15 protein-coding genes are annotated in these 13,914 nt (G+C 72.1%); 9 read left to right on the forward strand and 6 right to left on the reverse strand.

What is annotated here, in order from left to right:
• Positions 1-23: 23 nt before the first annotated feature.
• The 6 genes from EV187_RS17650 (at position 24) to EV187_RS17675 (ending at position 6,994) form a co-directional block, all read left to right on the forward strand.
• Positions 24-1,553, forward strand: coding sequence for an FAD-dependent monooxygenase (locus tag EV187_RS17650; protein WP_242609691.1), 1,530 nt, complete (start codon positions 24-26; stop codon positions 1,551-1,553).
• Between the two features lie 28 nt (positions 1,554-1,581).
• Complete coding sequence (locus tag EV187_RS17655) at positions 1,582-2,520, forward strand: EamA family transporter (RefSeq protein ID WP_242609692.1); 939 nt, start codon at positions 1,582-1,584, stop codon at positions 2,518-2,520.
• A gap of 154 nt (positions 2,521-2,674) precedes the next feature.
• Positions 2,675-4,066, forward strand: a complete 1,392-nt coding sequence (locus tag EV187_RS17660) for an MFS transporter (protein ID WP_130354376.1) — start codon at positions 2,675-2,677, stop codon at positions 4,064-4,066.
• Between the two features lie 100 nt (positions 4,067-4,166).
• Complete coding sequence (locus EV187_RS17665; protein ID WP_130354377.1) at positions 4,167-5,312, forward strand: alcohol dehydrogenase catalytic domain-containing protein; 1,146 nt, start codon at positions 4,167-4,169, stop codon at positions 5,310-5,312.
• 124 nt (positions 5,313-5,436) lie between these two features.
• A complete protein-coding gene (locus EV187_RS17670) occupies positions 5,437-6,354 on the forward strand; it encodes an NAD(P)-dependent oxidoreductase (RefSeq protein ID WP_130354378.1) in 918 nt (305 codons plus the stop codon).
• On the forward strand, positions 6,347-6,994 hold the full coding sequence (locus tag EV187_RS17675; RefSeq protein WP_130354379.1) for a DM13 domain-containing protein: 648 nt from the start codon (positions 6,347-6,349) through the stop codon (positions 6,992-6,994). Before EV187_RS17670 ends, EV187_RS17675 begins: the two co-directional genes overlap by 8 nt.
• Positions 6,995-7,000: 6 nt before the next feature.
• Here the strand turns inward: EV187_RS17675 and EV187_RS17680 are convergent, their stop codons facing one another.
• The gene (locus tag EV187_RS17680; RefSeq protein WP_242609704.1) at positions 7,001-7,441 is read right to left on the reverse strand and encodes a MarR family winged helix-turn-helix transcriptional regulator; all 441 of its coding nucleotides are present in this window, start codon (positions 7,439-7,441) and stop codon (positions 7,001-7,003) included.
• A 150-nt stretch (positions 7,442-7,591) separates the two neighbouring features.
• On the opposite strand from EV187_RS17680, the gene EV187_RS17685 reads away from it, so the two are divergent.
• On the forward strand, positions 7,592-7,816 hold the full coding sequence (locus EV187_RS17685; RefSeq protein WP_130354381.1) for a hypothetical protein: 225 nt from the start codon (positions 7,592-7,594) through the stop codon (positions 7,814-7,816).
• 679 nt (positions 7,817-8,495) lie between these two features.
• Here EV187_RS17685 and EV187_RS17690 read toward each other — a convergent pair.
• Complete coding sequence (locus EV187_RS17690) at positions 8,496-9,101, reverse strand: GIY-YIG nuclease family protein (RefSeq protein ID WP_423190904.1); 606 nt, start codon at positions 9,099-9,101, stop codon at positions 8,496-8,498.
• A gap of 116 nt (positions 9,102-9,217) precedes the next feature.
• Here EV187_RS17690 and EV187_RS17695 point away from each other — a divergent pair, with 116 nt between their 5' ends.
• Positions 9,218-9,874 (forward strand): hypothetical protein, encoded by a 657-nt coding sequence (locus tag EV187_RS17695; RefSeq protein ID WP_130354382.1) that lies wholly within the window; start codon positions 9,218-9,220, stop codon positions 9,872-9,874.
• Positions 9,875-9,959: 85 nt separating this feature from the next.
• Here EV187_RS17695 and EV187_RS17700 read toward each other — a convergent pair whose 3' ends face one another.
• The 3 genes from EV187_RS17700 to EV187_RS17710 form a co-directional block, all read right to left on the reverse strand.
• Positions 9,960-10,625, reverse strand: a complete 666-nt coding sequence (locus EV187_RS17700) for an arsenate reductase ArsC (RefSeq protein ID WP_242609693.1) — start codon at positions 10,623-10,625, stop codon at positions 9,960-9,962.
• A 2-nt stretch (positions 10,626-10,627) separates the two neighbouring features.
• Positions 10,628-11,035: an arsenate reductase ArsC gene (locus tag EV187_RS17705; protein ID WP_130354483.1), complete on the reverse strand. Its 408-nt coding sequence runs from the start codon at positions 11,033-11,035 to the stop codon at positions 10,628-10,630.
• 83 nt (positions 11,036-11,118) lie between these two features.
• On the reverse strand, positions 11,119-12,018 hold the full coding sequence (locus EV187_RS17710; RefSeq protein WP_130354383.1) for a metalloregulator ArsR/SmtB family transcription factor: 900 nt from the start codon (positions 12,016-12,018) through the stop codon (positions 11,119-11,121).
• A 51-nt stretch (positions 12,019-12,069) separates the two neighbouring features.
• Here EV187_RS17710 and EV187_RS17715 point away from each other — a divergent pair, with 51 nt between their 5' ends.
• Positions 12,070-12,504, forward strand: a complete 435-nt coding sequence (locus EV187_RS17715; RefSeq protein WP_130354384.1) for a DUF2834 domain-containing protein — start codon at positions 12,070-12,072, stop codon at positions 12,502-12,504.
• Here EV187_RS17715 and EV187_RS17720 read toward each other — a convergent pair.
• Positions 12,501-13,850: an FAD-dependent oxidoreductase gene (locus tag EV187_RS17720; protein ID WP_130354385.1), complete on the reverse strand. Its 1,350-nt coding sequence runs from the start codon at positions 13,848-13,850 to the stop codon at positions 12,501-12,503. The genes EV187_RS17715 and EV187_RS17720 overlap by 4 nt on opposite strands.
• Positions 13,851-13,914 lie beyond the last annotated feature (64 nt).

Genomic DNA, 13,914 nt, shown 5'->3' on the forward strand with positions numbered 1-13,914 from the left:
CGCGTCGGTGCCACAGTTGAGAGGTGGCGGAGGTCGGGGAACTCCAGGCGGACGTGCTCGTGGTCGGCGCGGGCCCCAGCGGGCTCATGGCCGCCGTGTGCCTCGCGCGCCTCGGCGTCGACGCCATCATCGTCGACGGCAAGGACGGGCCGACCCGTGAGTCGCGGGCGCTCGCCGTGCAGGCGCGCACCATGGAGCTGTACGACCAGCTCGGGCTCGTCGACCGCGTGCTCGCCGATCGATCGCCGGCCACCACCCTCGTGCCGGGCGCCGGCCGCCGGCCGTTCGGGCGGATCGAGCTGCGGGCGATGAGCGAGGGCGTGACGCCGTACCGCGAGCTGACCGTGTTCGAGCAGAGCCGGACCGAGCGGATGCTCGTCGACGCCCTCGCCGACCTCGGGCGCGGGGTGCGCTGGGGACATCGGCTCGCCCGGCTCGAGACCGCGAGGGGAAGCGGCGACGACGCGCCATCCGTCGTCGCGACGCTCGACGCGCCCGGCGGCACGGTCACCGTGCGCGCGCGGTACTGCATCGGCGCCGACGGGGCCCACTCGCCCGTGCGGGAGGCGCTCGGGGTGCCGTTCGAGGGCGTGACGAACGCGCACACCTTCTACGTGGCGGATGCCGCGGGCGTGACCGGCCTCGTCGACGGGGCGATCAACATGCGCATCACTGCCGAGCACTTCCTGCTCGCCTTCCCGATGGGCCCCGGTCGCATGCGCCTGCTCGGGGTGGTCCGCGACCGCGACCTCGACGCGGCGGGTGAACTCCGTGAGCAGGAGGTGCGCACGATGACGCACCGCGAGTTCGGGGTCGGCTTCTCCGATGCGGACTGGTTCACGACCTACCGCCTGCACCACCGGCTCGCGAAGCGCTTCCGCGTCGGCCCGTGCTTCCTCGTCGGCGACGCGGCGCACATCCACTCCCCGGTCGGCGCGCAGGGCATGAACACGGGGCTGCAGGAGGCGCACAACCTCGCATGCGCGATCGCCGACGTGCTCGTGCGCGGCATGCCCGACCGGCGACTCGACCGGTACGAGGCCGAGCGCCGCCCGGTCGGCCGGATCCTCGTCAACACGACCGATCGCGCGTTCGCCGCCGTCACGGCCGACGGGCCGTTCGCCCGGTTCGTGCGCGGGCGCATCGTGCCGTTCCTCGGCCCGATCGTCGTGCGCGCGGTTCCCCGCGTCGCCGGTGGCGGTCGCGTGTTCGGCTACCTGTCGCAGACGCGCATCCACTACCGGATGTCGCCGCGACCCTCGTCTCGCCGCGACCCGGTGGTCGGCCGCCGCCTGCCGTGGACGGGCGACAACTTCGACGTGCTGCGGTCGTTCACGTGGCAGGTGCATGGGTACGGCGCGTACGAGCCCGAGGTGCGCACGATCGGCGAGTCGCTCGAGCTCGAGTGGCACGCGTTCCCACCCGATCCCCACCGTCGGCTCGACCCGGGCCTCGTGTACCTCGTGCGCCCCGACGGGTTCGTGGCGGCCGCGGCCCCCGCACGCGCCGTGGAGGGCGGGCCGCCGGCGTTCCGCGAGCAGCTGGCCGGATGACGAGGCGGGCACCGCGTATCGTCGAACGGTGACCGCCGCGCCGAATCCCTCGCCGACGCCCGAGCCCGACGCCGTACTGCGCCGTCGCCGGTTCACGGGTGCCGCGACGCAGCTCGGAACCGAGGTGTCGATCAACTTCGGCTCGTCGCTCGCCGGCCTGCTCATCCCGATCGTCGGATCGTTCGTGGTGGTCGCCGCGCGCCAGGTCGTGATGGTCGCGGCGCTGCTGCCCTTCTATCGGCCCAGGCGCGCCGAGCTCACCTGGCGGCGGCTGTGGCCGGCGCTCGCGCTCGGCGTCGTCCTGGCCGTGATGAACCTCGCCTTCTACGAGTCCGTGCACCTGCTCGGGCTGGGCATCGCCGCGACCATCGAGTTCCTCGGCCCGCTCGGCCTGGCGCTGGCCACGTCGCGACGCCTGCTCGACGTGGGGTGCGCGCTCGCGGCCGGCGTCGGCGTGGTGCTCCTCATCGGGCCGGGGTCGTCGGATGCCGCGGCGATCGACCCGTGGGGCGTGGCGCTCGCGCTGACGGCGGCCGCGGCATGGGCGGGCTACATCGTGCTCACACGGCGCGTCGCAGTCGGCCTGCCGGGCCTCGAGGGGCTCACCGTCGCGAGCATCGTGAGCCTGGCGCTGCTGCTGCCCTTCGCGATCGCGACGTTCGACGCGTCGGTGATCGACTGGCGGGTCGTGTGGCTGCTCCTCGGCGTCGGCGTCCTCTCGTCGGCCCTGCCATACAGCCTCGACACGTTCATCCTGCGGCGCATCACGCCGCGGCTCTACGCGATCATCACGAGCTTCGGGCCGGTGATCGCGGCGGTGTTCGGCTGGCTCGTGCTCTCCGAGACCTTCACGCCGGTCGAGGTGATCGCCATCGCCATCGTCTGCGGGGCCGCCGGCACCGCGATCGCGACCCAGCGCGACCGCCCGAAGTCCGACCTCGAGCAGACGGCAGAGGGCATGGCTTGACCTGACTCACCTGTCAGGTTCATGGACCCTTATCTGCATGGATGCACACCCACTGTGCGGGATACGCGATTGCTGCACACCCCCGCGCACGTCAGAATCGCCAGCATCGCGATCTCCCCCTATCGCGTCGCCAACTACAAGGAGGTAGTCGCCGATGGCTGTCGACAATTCGACCCAGGGCACGTCCCGCACCACCACTGAACCGCCCGGCACTCGCGTCCCCGCGGGGCTGCGGAAGGTCGTCGCCGCCTCGATGGCCGGCACGATCGTGGAGTGGTACGAGTTCTTCCTCTACGCCACCGCGGCGACCCTCGTCTTCAACGTCATCTTCTTCCCGCCGAGCGACAATCCGCTCGACAACATCATCAAGGCGTTCCTCACCTACGCGGTCGGCTTCATCGCCCGCCCGCTCGGCGGCATCGTGTTCGGGCACTTCGGCGACAAGTACGGTCGCAAGAAGCTGCTGCAGCTCGCGATCATCCTCGTCGGCGTCTCGACCTTCCTCATGGGCTGCCTGCCGACCTTCGACCAGATCGGCTACCTCGCACCCATCCTCCTCATCGTGCTGCGGTTCTTCCAGGGCTTCGCGGTGGGCGGCGAGTGGGGCGGCGCAGTCCTCCTCGTCGCGGAGCACTCGCCCGACAAGCAGCGCGGATTCTGGGCGAGCTGGCCGCAGGCGGCCGTGCCCGCGGGCAACCTGCTCGCCACGGTCGTGCTGCTCACGCTGTCGCGCACGCTCACCGAGGAGCAGTTCCTCGCCTGGGGCTGGCGCATCGGCTTCTGGCTCTCGGTCGTGATCGTGGCGGTGGGCTACTACATCCGCACGAAGGTCACCGACGCGCCCATCTTCCTCGAGGCGCAGAAGGAGGTCGAGGCGGCGAAGAAGACGAACTACGGCGTCATCGAGGTGCTGAAGCGCTACCCGCGCGGCGTCTTCACGGCGATGGGCCTCCGCTTCGGCGAGAACATCATGTACTACCTCGTCGTGACGTTCTCGATCACCTACATGTCGGCGCACCTCGGCATGATCACGTCGACGATCCTGACGCTCATCCTCATCGCCCACGTCGTGCACTTCGCGGTGATCCCGATCGTCGGGCGCTTCAGCGACCGGCTCGGGCGCAAGCCCGTGTATGCGGCCGGCGCGATCCTCGCCGCCGTCTGGGGCTTCGTCGCGTTCCCGCTCTTCGACACGCAGAACGACTGGCTGATCGTCGGCGTCCTCATCCTCGGCCTCGTCATCCACGCGCTGATGTACGCCAGCCAGCCGGCGATCATGGCCGAGATGTTCCCGACCCGGATGCGCTACTCGGGAGTCTCGCTCGGCTACCAGGTCACGTCGATCGTCGCCGGCTCGCTGGCGCCGATCATCGCGACCATGCTGCTCTCCACCTACGGCAGCTGGGTGCCGGTCGCGATCTACCTCGCGCTCGCCGCGGGCGTCACGCTCATCGCCGTCATCGCCCTGCGCGAGACGGTGGGCATCTCGCTCCGCTCGATCGACGACGCGGACCGCGAGAAGCTCGCCGAGGAGGCGAAGGTCTAGGCCTCGAGCGGATGCCGCGGACGGCGGGCTCCTCACGAGCCGGCCGTGCCGCGGCATCCGTACGCCATCGCCCGCCCGCGACGCCACCCGGAGGTACCGCATGACCGCCACCGCCACCGCCACGACCACTGCCACCCGCACGATCACCGGAGCCGTGCTCGAGGAGCTCGGGCGGCGGCGACCCTTCGCCGCGTCGCGGCCGATCGCGATCGGCGAGCTCGAGCTCGACCCGCCGGGCGCCGACGAGCTGCTCGTGCGCATCGAGGCGGCGGGTGTCTGCCACTCCGACCTGTCGGTGGTCGACGGCAACCGGCCGCGGCCCGTGCCGATGCTGTTGGGCCACGAGGCGGCGGGCATCGTCGAGTCGGTCGGCGCCACGGCATCCGCTGCGGGCTTCGCCGTCGGCGACCGGGTCGTGACGGCGTTCCTACCGCGGTGCGGGGAGTGCGACGGATGCCGCACCGACGGCGTCATGCCCTGCGCGCCGGGGACGGCGGCGAACACCGCCGGCACGCTCTTCGACGGCGCCATCCGCCTCCACCGCGACGGACGACCCGTGCACCACCACCTCGGCGTCTCGGGGTTCGCCACGCACGCGGTGGTGGATCGACGCTCGGCGGTGGTGGTCGGCGCCGACGTGCCGCCCGACGTCGCGGCCGTGCTCGGGTGCGCGGTGCTCACGGGCGGCGGTGCGGTCGTGAACGCGGGCGCCGTGCGTCCCGGTGAGGACGTCGTCGTCGTGGGCCTCGGCGGGGTCGGCATGGCGGCGCTCATCACCGCCGTGTCGCTCGGCCATGGACGCGTGATCGGCGTCGATGCGGTGCCGTCGAAGCTCGACCGGGCACGCGAGCTCGGGGCGACCGCGGCGTTCACGCCCGACGAGGCGATCGCCGGGGGACTCACGGTGCCGCTCGTGGTGGAGGCGGCGGGGCATCCGCGCGCCTTCGAGACGGCCTTCGCGCTGACCGCGCCCGGTGGGCGCACGGTGACCGTCGGCCTGCCGTCGGCGGCGGCGCGGGTGGAGCTCTCGCCGCTCACGATCACCGCCGAGGCACGAACGATCGTCGGCAGCTACCTCGGCTCGGCGGTGCCGTCGCGGGACATCCCGCGGTACGCCGAGCTGTGGCGGCAGGGCCGCCTGCCCGTCGAGGGACTGATCTCGTCGCACATCGCGCTCGACCAGGTCAACGACGCGATGGACACGCTCGCGGCCGGCGCGGCCATCCGGCAGGTCATCCGGTTCTGAGCGGATGCCGCCGGGCCGCGGCATCCGTTGCCGGGCGGATGCCGCGAACGTATCGTGGAATCGCGGGGCCCTGCCGGGGCGACCGCACCGAGCGCACTCCGCGTCGATGAAGTCGGGAGGGGCCATGGCGACCATCGCCTGGATCGGTCTGGGGCACATGGGCGGCCCGATGTCGGGCAACCTCGTCGCCGCCGGACACGAGGTGCGGGGCGTCGACCCCGACCCGGCGTGCCGCGCGGCCGCCGCGGCCCGCGGGGTGCGGGTCGTCGACACGATCGCCGAGGCCGTGGTGGACGCGGACGCGGTGTTCACCTCGCTGCCTCGAGGCGAGCACGTGCGCGAGGTGCTCGGCGGCGCGGGTGGCGTGTGGGCGACGGCGCCGACCACGGCGCTGCTGCTGGACACGTCGACGGTCGACGTCGAGACATCGCGGTTCTGCCACGAGACGTCGGCCGAGCGCGGCTTCCGGTTCGTGGACTCGCCCGTGTCGGGCGGAATCGCCGGCGCGACCGCCGGCACGCTCACGTTCATGCTCGGCGGCGAGGATGACGCGGTGGCGGAGGCGGCCTCGCTCGTAGAGCCGATGGCGGGTCACGTGTTCATGGTCGGCGGCCCCACGATGGGCATCGCCGCGAAGCTCGCCAACAACCTCATGCTCTTCGTCTCGCTCCTCGGCCTCGCGGAGGGGTCGCAGCTGGCCGCCGAGCTCGGCCTCGATGCCGAGACCTTCTTCAGGGTGGCTTCGGTCTCGTCGGGCGACTCGTGGCCGCTGCGCACCTGGTACCCGGCGCCCGGCGTGGTGGCGACCAGCCCGGCGAACCGCAACTTCGACGCCACCTTCACCACGGTGCTCGCCGAGAAGGACCTCTCGTTCGCGCTCGCGGCGGGGGAGCAGGCCGGACTCCACCTCCCGGCCGCTGGCATCGCACTCGACCAGTTCGAGCGCCTCATCGCCGAGGGGTACGGGGGCAAGGACTGCAGCCTGATCGTGAAGTACGCATCGGCCGACGGCCGCGTCGAGGGCTTCGATCCCGATGCCTGACGCCGGCGAGCCTGCCGCCACCGGGACGACGGATGCCACACCGCCGCCGCATCGCCGTCACGTGTGGTGGTGGGTGATCGGCGGTGTGCTCGCGGTCGGCGCGGTGATCGCCGCGCTGGTGTTCCAGCCCTGGCTGCTCTTCATCGACGTGCGGGTCGACGACGAGATCCCGGTCGCGTCCGCGGCGCCCACGGCGGCGCCCGCGCGTGAGCCCACGGCCGGGTCCTCGTCGCCGCCGTCGGCGCGCGACACGGCGATGCCGGCGCCGTCGCCGCCGCCCGCAGCGCCCGTCGAACTGTCGCACGGCACGCTCATCAGCCACGAGCACGAGACCTCGGGAACCGTGCGGGTGATCCAGCTGCCCGACGGCTCACGGCAGCTCGCGATCGAGGACCTCGAGACGACGAACGGTCCCGACGTGCACGTGTGGCTGAGCGCCGGTCCCGTCGTCGAGGGCTTCGACGGCTGGTTCACGGCGGGCGGCCATCCGTACGTCGACCTGGGGATGATCAAGGGCAACCAGGGCGACCAGCTCTACGACATCCCGACCGGCGTCGACCTCGCGGCGTATCCGACGGTCGACCTCTGGTGCGTGCAGTTCGCGGTGTCCTTCGGCGCCGCGGCGATGACGCCGAGCTGAGCCGCGTCAGCCGCGCTGCACCGCGGCGATGACCTCGGTGAGCCGGTCGCGCAGCAGGGCGAGCTCCTCGAGGCTCATGCCCAGCCGGTCGACGACCTGGGGCGGGATTCCGAGCGCGCGCTCGCGAAGGGCGCGTCCGGCATCCGTCAGCGCGACGTCGAGGGCCCGCTCATCGCGAACGCTGCGCTCCCGAGTCACGTATCCCTGCGCCTCGAGCCGCTTCAGCAGCGGGGACAGCGTCGCGGGCTCGAGCTGCAGCGCCTCGCCGAGGTCGCGGACCGTGCGCGGGCTGCGACCCCAGAGCGCCAGCATCACGAGGTACTGCGGATGCGTGAGGCCCAGCGGCTCGAGGATCGGGCGGTACACGCCGATCACGCCCCGCGCGGCGACCGCGAGTGCGAAGCACACCTGGTTCTCGAGGGCGAGCAGGTCGTCGTCGGTCGCGATGGCCGTGTCTGGGAGTGCTCCATCGGTGACGTCGACGGATGTCGCGCCCGCCCCGGCGTGGCGTTCGACCACGACGGGCTCGTCGCGGGTGGGTCGTCGGTCCATGGCTCCAGTATGCGGTGTGTCCAAATAGTTAGTACACTAATGAGTATGACACGACGTACTCGCGGCGAGCGGACCGGCCCGCGCGGCTACGCCGGCTTCATCGAGCGGCTCAACGCGCGCCTGCTGCCGTACATCGGCCCGCCTCCGCTCGGCCCCTACGACGAGGAGCCGACGCCCGCCCGGCCCGCCGCGTGCCCGCTGTGCGGCGCCCCCATGTCCGAGCACGTCATCGACCGCTCGGGGGAGCGCACGCAGCTGCACTGCCCGTAGGGCCGTTTGCACGTCCGAAGGCTCCTGCGACGACGACGCCGAGATCGCAGTGGCAGGGCGACGCTTCGTGTGCGGTTGTGCGGTTGTGCGGTTGTGCGGTTGTGCGGTTGTGCGGTTGTGCGGGTGTGCGGTTGTGCGGGTGTGCGGCTGTGCGGTTGTGCGGCTGTGCGGCTGTGCGGGTGTGCGGGTGTGCGGTTGTGCGGTCATCACGCGCCGGAAACGATCTGCCGCAGGATGCGCGACGGTGCCGAAGTGCGAAGTTCTGCGGGTCCGAAGTACCGAGTACCGAAGGGCCGAAGTACCGAGGGTCTCGGATCGCGGGTCGCGGGTCGCGGGTCGCGGGTCGCGGGTCGCGGGTCTCGGGTCTCGGATCTCGGATCTCGGAGTGTCGGAGTGTCGGAGTGTCGAAGTGTCGAAGTTCCGGAGTCTCGAAGTTCCGGAGTCTCGAATTTCCGGAGTCTCGGAGTTCCGGACCATCGAAGTCCCGGCCCCAAACCGGATCACCGAACCCCAGATGGAACCATCGAACCCTCCATCAATCGATCAACCGATCAACCGAACAACCGATCAAACCATCGCCGAGGAGCCGAAGCCGGTGGGCCGGCGGCAACGGGGTTCGCGGTGGTCAGCCGCCGAGGAGCCGAAGCCGGTGCGCCGACGGCAACGGGGTTCGCGGCAGTCAGCCGGCGCGGAGCGCGATGCGCCGCAGCACCCAGCGCTCGTACTCCGCCCACGGGTCGTCGACCCCGGCCGCGAGCTCGGCGACGTGGTCGAGCAGGGCGTCGTGCACCGCGAACCACTCCGTGCCGGCGAAGCGGTGCGCCGCGAATTGCGCGTGCCGGCGCTGCTCGAGCGCCCGCCCGCCGCGCTCGAAGGCGAGCACCTCGTCGTGCGGCAGCGTGGCGAGTCGCATCCGCGGATTGACCGACGTGCCGATCTTGATCTGGTCGCGCCAGCGGATGTAGTAGACGACCTCGACGCGTGGGCGGTCGAGCTCGTCGTCGGGCACGTCGCCGACCCGCCACTCGCATTCGGCGCAGATCCATCCGGACGGGTACCGCACGCCGACCTGCGAACCGCAGGCGCGGCACGGCGAGGGCAACAGGTCGGTAGCGCCCACGTCCCGGGTCACCCAGTCGTGCGCCTCGAGGAGGTGCTCCCGGCACAGGCCGAGCGGCGCCCGGGGCTCGATCGGCCGTCCGCACATGCGCCCGTCGGGGGCCACCACGCAGCACCCCGACGCGGCACTCGCTCGGGGCCGCCCCGCGGCATCCGCTGCCCTCATGAACGCAGGCTACGCACGACCGCCGACACCCGATCGTCGCCGACGAGCCCGGGGTAGGCTCGTTCTCCGACCCCGCCGACCCGCGGCGGACACGGGCGCTCGGAGGTGCGCGGACCATGGCCCCCTGGTGGCGACGCAAGCGCAAGCGGTTCACGCCGTTCGACCGCGCCGCCCTGCCCGAGGTGGAGCCGCTCACGTTCGAGGAGTCCTACGCCGAGGGGTTGCTCGTCTCCGAGGCGGCGGGCCGCATGGCGCTCAAGAACCGCATCATCGTGATGGCGCTGCGCGGCGAGGAGCCGTTCGACGCGACGCGCGCCGCGGCGGCCGCCCGGGAGGTGCTGCACGAGCTCGTGCGCGAGATGGACGAGGTCGCCGAGTGGTCGGCGGCGGAGCGCGAGTCCGCGAACCAGCGCGAGGGGCGCTCCGCGCATCAGCACGACTACCACCGCGCGGATGCCTGGAACCTCCGCCTGCGCGAACGGGTGAACGCGGCCGTGGCCGCCCGCCTCACCGAGCTGCGCAGCGACGACGCCTACCTCGCCGACTTCGCCGAGCGGGCGCGGCAGGAGGCATGGGCGGAGATCGCCGGCGAGATCGACCAGCGCCTCGCCCGAGAGTGGCCTCAGATCGAGGTCGACGAGGCGTACGAGCGTGAACGGGACGACCGCATGCGCGGGCTCGAGCTGGCCCTCGAACGAGAGGTGGCCGACGCCCGCCGCCGTCGCGAGACGCTCGACGAGCTCGACGACTCGTTCGGCGCCTGGTCAGGCTGACGCGGCGGCCGGCTGACGCGGGACGGGCTGACGCGGACCGGGCTGACGCGGATCCGGGAGTCGCCAGGCGCGGGTCGGGCCCTCGTCAGGCGAGCGTCACCGTCAAGCCTGCGAGCAACTCGTCGACATGGGTTCGGATCTCGTCGCGAACACGACGCACCTCGTCGAGCGAGAGGAGCTCGGGGTCGTCGAGCTGCCAGTCGAGGTACCGCTTGCCCGGATACACGGGGCAGGCATCGCCGCATCCCATGGTCACCACGACGTCGGCCGCGCGCACGACGTCGTCGGTGAGCGGCTTGGGGAACTCGCGGCTCGCGTCGAGCCCGATCTCCCGAAGCGCCACGACGACGGCCGGGTTCAGGTCGCCGGCCGGTGTCGAGCCTGCGGAGCGGACATGCACGCGATCGCCCGCGAGGTCGTGCATGAGCACGGCGGCCATCTGGGATCGTCCGGCGTTCTGCTCGCACACGAAGAGCACCTCGGGCACGTCATGCGCGATCGCGCCCTCGACTTGGGCCAAGGCCGCCAGCCGGTCCCCGGCGAAGCGTGCGACGCGGTTGGCGAGGTGCGCCTTGACGGTCGCGGTGCGCAGCAGTGCCGTGTACGACTCGAGGACGTACCGCTCGACGGTCTCGGCGCTGAAGGTGCCGGCGAAGCGATGGGTGAGCTCCACTGCGAGCTCGTGAAGGTATCGCTCGGGGTACGCGAGCCCGGGCAGGCCGCGCCGGCCGGCGATGTCGAGATCCGTCACGGCTACGCCGCCGGCACGAGCTCGGCGACGAGCGACTCGACTCGCGCACGGATGTCGTCGCGCACCCGGCGCACGGTCTCGAGGTCCTTCCCGGCCGGGTCCTCGAGCTCCCAGTCCTCGTAGCGCTTGCCCGGGAAGATCGGGCACGCGTCGCCGCAGCCCATCGTGATCACCACGTCGGACTCGCGCACGGCCTCCACCGTGAGCACCTTGGGAGTGTTCCCCGCGATGTCGATGCCCTCCTCGGCCATCGCCTCGATCGCGACCGGGTTGATCCGGTCCTTCGGCTCGGAACCGGCCGACAGCACCTCGACGCGCTCGCCGGCGAGCTCGCGCAGGAACCCGGCGGCCATCTGCGACCGGCCCGCGTTGTGCACGCAGACGAACAACACGGTGGGCTTCTCGGACATCGGTCCCTCGCTTCCGGTCACACCAAAAGCATAGACCGCCATCTATCGATACGCCAGCCGCAGCACGGACGCCGTGCGCGTGTTCACGCCGCGTTCACCGCGAGGTCGTCGATCAGGGTGCGCACGCGCCCCTCGATGTCGTCGCGGATCTCACGCACGCGGGCGAGCGGAAGCTCGGCGGGGTCGTCGAGCTCCCAGTCGAGGTAGCGACGGCCCGGATACACGGGGCAGGCGTCGCCGCAGCCCATCGTGACCACCACGTCGGCCGCACGCACCACCTCGTCGGTGAGCGGCTTCGGGAACTCCCCGCCGAGCGGCACGCCCACCTCGTCGAGGGCGGCGACGATCGTGGATCGCACCTCGCTCGCCGGGGCCGATCCCGCGGTGTGCACGCGAACACGGTCGCCCGCGAGCTGCCGCAGCAGTGCCGCTGCCAACTGCGAGCGTCCCGAGTTCTGCACGCAGACGAACAGCACCTCGGGGCGCACGCCACGGTGGGGTGCCTGCTCGCTCGCGAGCGCCTCGAGCCGTTCGGCCGCGAACGCGGCGGTGCGCGAGGGCACGTAGCGGGTGAGCCCCGACCGTTCCACGAGCAGGTCGTGGCTCTCGCGCACGTACCGACCCACGGTCTCGGGCGAGAACACGCCCTCGAAGCGGTCGGCGAGGTCGGATGCCACGCGCGCGAGCACCTCGGCCGAGGCGTGCGCCGCGGCATCCGTCTGCAGCACGTCCCGCACGCGATCGGCGGCCGCCGGCGCGATCGAGTACCAGGCGAGGCGGCCCTCTGGCGCGCGGTCGAGCACGCCCGCGTCGTGCAGGGCCTTCACGTGGTGGCTCACGGTCGGCTGGGTGAGGCCGAGCTCCGTGGCGAGGCGCCCGACCAGAGCGCGGCCGTCGGGGCTCTCCTGGATGAGCCCGAGGATGCGCATCCTGGTCGGGTCGGTGAGCAGGCGGAAGTCGCGCGCCGCCCCGTTCGCACTCATAGGCGGAAGTCTATGCGTCGTGCGGGACGTGGCGTCCGACACACTGGAGGCATGACCGCGCACTGGAGTCCGCTCGCCGTCGTCTACCTGCTGCTCTCGATCGGCGGCCTGATCGGCACGTGGTGGTTCAACGGCCTGGCGATCATCGGCATGCGCGACTTCATCGGCGATCTCGTGACGAGCGGACCGGCGGTCTCGTCGATCACGGTCGACCTGTTGGTCGCGGCGGTCGCGGGCAGCATCTTCATCATCGTCGAGGCACGCCGCCTCGGCATGCGCTTCGGCTGGCTCTACGTCGTGGCGTCGGCGCTCACGGCGTTCGCGTTCACGTTCCCGCTGTTCCTCGCCATGCGGCAGCGCCGCCTCAACATGCGCGAGGCCGCACGGCGGGCACGCTTCGCGGCGCGGGCCGCGGCCGCGGCGGAGCGGCATCGAGCCGGCGGCTCGCCGGATGCCTCCGACGGGCCGCCGCCCTCGGTCGCCTAGCCGCAGCAGCTCCCGCCCACGGAGCCCGAGCCCGCAGGCGCGGCATCCGTGGAGCACACGCCCGTCGCGGGGAGCACGAGCTCGACGTTGCGCGCCGACGCGGCGTCGCCCGCGAGCCATGCGGAGATCGACCGCACCTGCTCGTAGCCCGTGGCGAGCAGGAACGTCGGCGCCCGGCCGTAGCTTTTCATGCCCACGATGAAGAAGTCCCGCTCGGGCTGCGTGAGCTCGGCGAACCCGTGCGGCTCGACGGTGCCGCAGCTGTGCACATTGGGATCGATGAGCGGTGCCAGCCGCTTCGGCGCCTCGACGATGTCATCGAGCTCGAGGCGGATCTCGCGGAGCATCTCGAGGTCCGGCCGGAACCCGGTGGCGTTCACGATGCGATCGGCCTCGATCGTCTCGAGCCCGTCGCCGCGCCGCCCCGTGATGCGCACGGATGCCGCGCCGCCGGCATCGCCCTCCACCCGACCGAGCCGCACGATCTCGAACCGGTCGACGAGCTCGATGCGGCCCTCCGCCACGAGGGCGTCGACGCGTGCCCCGATCGACGCCCGCGCCGGCAGTTCGTCGTCGGGCGCCGTCGTGACGCGCGCCGCGGAGGCGTTGCGGATGACCCAGGTGACGCGCGTGCCGGGCTCCGACTCGGCGAGGGCGGCGAGGTTCAGCAGCGTGTTGGCCGCCGAGTGGCCGGCGCCCACGACCACCGTGCGACGCCGGGCGAAGGCATCGCGCTCGCGGCCGAGGACGTCGGGCAGTGCGTGGCCGACGAGGTCGGCGACCTCGGGCAGCCCGAGCGGGTCGAGCCCCGAGGAGCCGAGCCGGTTCGGCGTGCGGTACGTGCCCGACGCGTCGATCACCGCGCGGGCGGTGAGCTCCTCGACGCCGTCGGCCGTGCTCACCCGGAGAAGGAACGGCGCCTGCGCCCGGCCGGCCGTGCGCGTGCGGTCCATCCCCTCGCGGGTGACGTCGGTGACGGCGACGCCGAATCGGATTCGCGACGCGATCGCCGGCAGCGCGGCGAGCGGTCGCAGGAAGGCCTCGACGAGCTCGGCACCGGTCGGCAGTGAGTCGGCGGGCGGCTCGACCCAGCCCGTCTCGGCGAGCAGGCGACGGGAGACCGGGTCGACGAGGTGCTTCCACGGCGAGAACAGCCGGATGTGCCCCCACTGCTCCACGCTCGCGCCGACGCGGTCGCCCGCTTCGAGCACCACGAAGTCGAGGCCGCGGTCGGCGAGGTTGGCGGCGGCCGCCAACCCGATCGGGCCGGCGCCGATGATCGCGACGGGCAGGCCCTGCAGGCGGGAGGCGAGCTGCCGGGGAGGGGTGAGGTCGAGGAGGGTCATCCGTGATCCTTCGTGTATTGACGTTTGTCGATATTCTGAGTGTGGCGACTATATCGATGATTGT

Origin of the sequence: Agromyces ramosus, assembly GCF_004216665.1 — a bacterium.
Lineage (GTDB): Bacteria > Actinomycetota > Actinomycetes > Actinomycetales > Microbacteriaceae > Agromyces > Agromyces ramosus.